Source organism: Aeromonas sp. HMWF014 (assembly GCF_963878295.1).
Taxonomy (GTDB): Bacteria; Pseudomonadota; Gammaproteobacteria; order Enterobacterales; family Aeromonadaceae; genus Aeromonas; species Aeromonas popoffii.
On the sequence record NZ_CAWNYS010000002.1, the window covers coordinates 1 to 5,438 of the forward strand.

Genomic DNA, 5,438 nt, shown 5'->3' on the forward strand with positions numbered 1-5,438 from the left:
CATCAGAAGGATCGGTCAATGGATCCTTAACTGATCGGCATTAGGCCCGATGGGCCCGTTTTGCATGCAGGGAGTGAACAAGGGGCATCATGCTGCCTCTGCCAGCTCCTCCTCTTTCTTCTGGTAGGCCTGGGGCGAAAGACCCAGCAGCTCCTGCACCGTGGAGGCGACCGTGATGGAAGAGAGGGTCCCCACCAGGATGCCGGCGAACAGGGTGAAAGCGAAGCCGTAGAGGGCGTCACCCCCGAACAGCAGCAGGGCGCCCACGGTAAAGAGGGTGGTGCCCGAGGTGATCATGGTGCGGCTGAACGTCGCCTTGATCGCCACGTCCGAGCAGTCGTGGATGGAGAGCTTGGTGCGTGAACTCAAGATGTCCCGCAACCGGTCCGAAATAACGATGCTGTCGTTGAGCGAATAGCCGATCACCGCCATCAGGCCGGCGATCACGTTGAGGTCAAACTCGATGTGGAACAGTGCCAGCAGCCCCAGGGCCACCAGACCGTCGTGCAGCACCGACACCAGGATGCCGATGGCCTGACGCCACTCGAAGCGCACCGCCAGGTAGGCGGAGATGGCGAGCGACGCCACCAGCACCGCCAGCATCCCCTGCTGGAACAGCTCGGCGCCCACCTGAGGGCCGACGATGGTGGTGCGCAGCAGCTCCACCGGCAAGTTGAGCTGTTGGCCCAGCATGAGTGCCAGCTCTTCGGCCGGCCAGGGCAACTCGTGGGGCGGCAGCTTGATGAGCCACTCCCCCGGGATGCCGGCGCCGCTCAGCTCGACCGCCCCTGCCAGCGGGGCGCTCAGCAGGGCGTTCAGTTCATGAGCCTCTTTCAGGGTCTGGATGCGAAATTCCAGCAATATGCCGCCAGTGAAGTCGAGCCCGAGCGACAGCCCGTTGATGGCCAGCACGGCTATGCTCGCCACTGTCAGCAGCACGGAAATCCACAACCCGATGTAACGCCAGCGGGTCAACCCCATGGCAACGATCATTCTCAACATAGTTTTATCCTCGACAACAGCTGACTCGGGCTTCCCAACCGGAAGCGCGTGGCGCAGGCGCGGAGCAGGCTCGAACGCGCGGCGCGATGGCACAGAGTGAATGCAGGGGTCACGATCACACCCTCAGCAGCTTGTCGCTGCACTTGCCCCACAGGGGGTTGATGATGGCGCGGGTGCCCCAGATGCCGGTCACCATGCTGGAGATGAGCCCCAGGATCAGGGTGATGGAGAAGCCCTGCAGCGGGCCCGAGCCGATGGAGTAGAGCACCACGGCGCAGATCAGGGTGGTGATGTTGGCATCGAAGATGGTGCGAAACGCCGAGCGATAGCCAAAGTCGATGGCGTTGGCAAGGCTCCCCCCCTCCCGCAGGCGGTCTTTGATCCGCTCAAAGATCAGCACATGGGTATCCACCGCCATGCCGACCGTGAGTACCAGACCGGCGATCCCGGGCAGGGTCAGCACGGCCCCCGGCAGCACGGCCAGCATGCCCACCTGCATCAGCAGGTTGGCGATAAGCGCCGTGATAGCGACCCAGCCGAACTTGCGATACCAGGCCATCATGAACAGCATCATGCCCGCCATGCCGAACGCCAGCGCGGTGAAGCCCGCCTCTATGTTCTGCAAGCCGAGAGTTGGGCCGATTGAGCGCTCCTCCAGGATCTTGAGCGGCGCAGTGAGGGCGCCGGCCCGCAGCAGCATGGCCAGCTCTTGCGCCTCAGGTAAACTGCCAATGCCGGTGATGCGGAACTGGTTGCCAAGGGCGGTCTGGATGGTGGCGACGTTGATCACCTCGCTCTGGGCACGCAGCTGGCCCTGGGCGTTGGTCTTGTATTCGGTAAAGACGGTGGCCATCGGTTTGCCCACGTGCTGGCGGCTGAACTGGTTCATCTTGCTGCCACCCAGGCTGTCGAGCACGATATTGACCTGGGGTTGGCCCATCTCGCCCATATTGGCGCGCGCATCGACGATGTGCTCACCAGTCAGCACCGGCTTGCGGGCCAGACCGACCGCCTGACCGCTGCGATCCGCCATGAAAAAGCGGCTGTCGGCCTGGGCCTCGTAGAAGGCCAGCGACGCAGTGGCGCCTATCACTTCCTTGGCTTGCTTGGGATTGTGCACCCCTGGCAGCTCGATGCGGATGCCATCCTGCCCCTGACGCTGGACCGAGGCCTCGACGATGCCAAGCTCGTTGATCCGTTTTTTCAGGATCGACAGGTTCTGGGTCACGGCGTTGTTGGCCAGCAGGGCGCGCTCGGTCTCGCTCATCACCAGTCGCAGCTCGTTGCCGCTGCGATTGAGGATCCACTGATCCTGCCGGGTGCCGGCGGAATCCTTGATGATATTGAGCCAGGGCGCCTGATCGGCCACCTCGGGCAGTGTGACTCTCACCTCCCCTTCGCTCACCCGGGCCACGTTGGCGCCCCGCAGGCGCGCCTCGCGAAACTGGGTGCGCAGCATGTCCACCAGGTTTCTGGTCTGGTTGTCCACCACGAAGCTGAGATCGACCCCGATCAGCAGCTGGGAGCCGCCGCGCAAGTCCAGCCCGAGCTTGATGGGGGAAGCGCCGAGCTGGCTGATCCAGGTCGGGGCATTGGAGTAGAACTCCAGGGTCAGGGCCGCGCTGTCATAGCCCTGCTGCTCCAGCAGCTGCTTGGCCCTTTGCTGTTCGGACTGGCTGTTGAACACCAGCTCGACCCGCTCTTTCTGTTGCACCTGTTTGACCGGCACTATCCGGTTGTCGGCCAGCAGGGTGCGCTGCGCCTCGGTCAGGCTGGTCTGGCCGTGCAGGCCGAGGGAAGGCTGCTCACCGAAGAAGGTGGGCAGGGAGTAAAACGCAAAGGTAACCAGCATGAGCAGCAGCAGGGCATACTGCCACATGCTCATGCGATTCAGGGTGGTACGACTTTTTTTGCTCATGGCAAAAGCCTCTGTCAGTAGAAGGCGGCGCGCTCGCCACCCATGGCGGGGGCGGTACGCAAGAAAACACAAATGAGATCAGGGCCCGTTCACGCGCGGTGAGCAGGCTTTACAGGAGACGATGAGGCAGTGCAGCAAGGCCGGACCCCATCGGGATCAGGCGAGGTAACTCTGGGAGAAGCGGTATTGCAGGTGTTGGCGTTGCAACCTGTGCCGGTGAATGGTGGCAAAGCAGTCGCGGAAACTGTTTTTGGGGTAGAAGAGGGCCGCGTAGAGCAGCAGGCCACAGAGCAGCAGCAGGATAGCCTGCTGCGACCAGCTCATGATCAGCTCGTAGACGACGCTGCCGGGCTGGTGATCACTGCGCAGGGAGTGTTCGAGCCGCAGCAGATGATTCTGGTAGGAGCCGACAAACTTGACGACACCGTCGTCGCTGTCGCTGGCGCTGTGGATCACCCGCGCGGTATCGGGCTGATCGCCTGTGCCGACATTACTCATCAGCTGGCCATGCTGGGCAGCTGCCTGAGGCGCGGATGCCTTGAGCCCCTCCACCGAGACGGTAGAGAGCAACAGAGTGAGCGAGATGAGCAGTGTCATCAACGCCAGTTTCACTTTGTCCAACAGGCTCAAAAAGTTAATTCCCGAATAATAGAAAGGGCAAACTACCACAGGCGCCCAACAAGGACAAGGGCGGCAGGGCCATCAAACCTCGCACGGCGCCCTGCCGAAAACAAGACTCACCCCTGCGACATCTGCCTGAAATCGCGGGCATAGCCCTTGAGCAGGGTGTAGAGATGGGCGCGCTGGGAGATGTCCAGCGACTGGCTCAGGGCGCTCAGCCAGTTGACGGTGCGCTGGCGGGACTGATCCGTGTAGCCGGTGAAACGGCCATCCATGAGTCCATCCCCCTGCTGCAACAGGGCGGTGAGCTGGGCGCCGAAGTCCGGGCTCTGGCGCTGCTGCATCAGCCTGTCCAGCTCCTTGGTCCAGGCGCTCTGGAACTCCAGCCAGGGGGCCTGCAACTCGTACTGCCACGCCACCCACTGTGCCACCAACGGCGCCTGGGCCGGCTTCACCTCCCCAATCCAGAACACCAGCCGCTTGTTCATCCTGTCGGTGAACTCCCTGAGCCGCTCGGCCTTGGGCTGGTGGGCAAAATCCCGCTCCCGCTCGGTCTGCCGGCTGAGCCTGTCCTTCATGAACATGGCCACCTGCTCCTCGGTCAGGGTACGGGCCAGCCGGACGGCGCGGGGAACCGTGTTCTCCAGGGTGCGAGTCAGGCTCTGCTGGGCCGCATCCAGATGAAGAGAGACCTGGGCCGGGCTCATGGGGCTCACCACCGCCTTGGCCAGCGCGTCCAGATCATCGGCGTAACGGGGCACCTCATACTGACGGTGCCAGGCCATCAGCCCCTTGACCTCGTTGCCCAGCAGCCGCTTCTGGCTGCGATCCAGCGAGAAGTAGTCATCCAGCTGCCAGACAATGGCCACGTCCAGCCAGTAATAGACCACCCGGGTGGAACAGCCCAGCAACAGCAGGCAGAGCAACAACAGACTCCAGCTGCGGGGCTGACGCCAGGAAAAGGAGGTCACCATGCACTACTCCAACGGTTGACGAGTTAATGATTCATCTCGATCTGATCCTGTCAGGGCCAGCCACTGAGACGTGGGCGATGCGTGTCGAGCCGCCCCTGACAACCCCGCCACCGGCACTACTCCAGCCGTTGACGATTGCTGTCGATCAACGCCTGATAATCGGGCCCGGGGGCTTGCTCGGCCATCAGCAGCGCCCACAGCAGCCCAATGTAGTCGACCCAGGGCAAGAAGGCCTGACTCTGAAAGCCCTTTGCTCCCAGCGCCCCCCCTGCCCGTTCAAGATAGCGCTGTTCCAGTGCCTCTCGCTGGTCGTCGTTCCAGCCATGGGTGCGCTGTATGCTGGCGACCTCGAAACCGGGATGGCCGGCGGCGCCATACTCCCAGTCGATGACCCAGGGGCGCGATCCCAACAAATTAGCCGGATTGAGATCATGATGGCAAGGGAGCCAGCAATCGGCCGGCTCACGGCTGGCGATCAGCCCCCGCTCCAGCGCAGGCAACCATTCAGGGATCCGGGCCAGGCGGCCGCGATAACCGGCGGCATGAGCCCGCACCGCCATCACCACGGCGGGCACCGGCAGCCGGTGCAGTCGCACCAGCACCTCGGCCAGCAGACGGGGCTGCTCGGCGGATGGCGGGGGCGCCTCGGCCCAGTTGGGTTCATCGCACCAATCCAGCAACATCAGACCGCTGGCGGGGTCGCTGTGATGGCAGGGCAACGCCAGCCCCTGACCGATGGCCCCCCGATAGAGCTGCCACTCGGTCGCCCTGTCGATGCCGAGCCGCGTCGGATCCGGATGACCGAGCCGCAAAAAATGACTGCGCCCCGAGGGGAGGCGCAGTCGATAGTTGCAGTTGGTCAGGCCGCTGGCCAGCGCTTCCAGCCGCCCCGAACACCAGGGGGCAGGCAGGCTGGCCAGTAG

General features: G+C 63.5%; 5 protein-coding genes. All 5 read right to left on the reverse strand.

Annotation, left to right across the window (positions count from 1 at the left end; all coding sequences use genetic code 11):
* Window positions 1-87 precede the first annotated feature (87 nt).
* Window positions 88-1,002 (reverse strand): protein translocase subunit SecF, encoded by a 915-nt coding sequence (gene secF, locus AAC083_RS00015; RefSeq protein ID WP_181364867.1) that lies wholly within the window; start codon window positions 1,000-1,002, stop codon window positions 88-90.
* 115 nt (window positions 1,003-1,117) lie between these two features.
* Complete coding sequence (gene secD / locus AAC083_RS00020) at window positions 1,118-2,920, reverse strand: protein translocase subunit SecD (protein ID WP_108537777.1); 1,803 nt, start codon at window positions 2,918-2,920, stop codon at window positions 1,118-1,120.
* Window positions 2,921-3,076: 156 nt separating this feature from the next.
* Window positions 3,077-3,550, reverse strand: a complete 474-nt coding sequence (locus tag AAC083_RS00025; protein WP_181364868.1) for a hypothetical protein — start codon at window positions 3,548-3,550, stop codon at window positions 3,077-3,079.
* Window positions 3,551-3,657: 107 nt separating this feature from the next.
* Window positions 3,658-4,515: a DUF6279 family lipoprotein gene (locus AAC083_RS00030; RefSeq protein ID WP_108537779.1), complete on the reverse strand. Its 858-nt coding sequence runs from the start codon at window positions 4,513-4,515 to the stop codon at window positions 3,658-3,660.
* Between the two features lie 116 nt (window positions 4,516-4,631).
* On the reverse strand, window positions 4,632-5,438 hold an 807-nt coding region (locus AAC083_RS00035; protein ID WP_108537780.1), incomplete at its 5' end, for a phosphotransferase.

Bases quoted from the DNA above. Each gene is read 5' to 3' on its own strand.
- secF (WP_181364867.1), bottom strand. From the start codon at position 1,002: ATGTTGAGAATGATCGTTGCCATGGGGTTGACCCGCTGGCGTTACATC.
- secD (WP_108537777.1), bottom strand. From the start codon at position 2,920: ATGAGCAAAAAAAGTCGTACCACCCTGAATCGCATGAGCATGTGGCAG.
- AAC083_RS00030 (WP_108537779.1), bottom strand. From the start codon at position 4,515: ATGGTGACCTCCTTTTCCTGGCGTCAGCCCCGCAGCTGGAGTCTGTTG.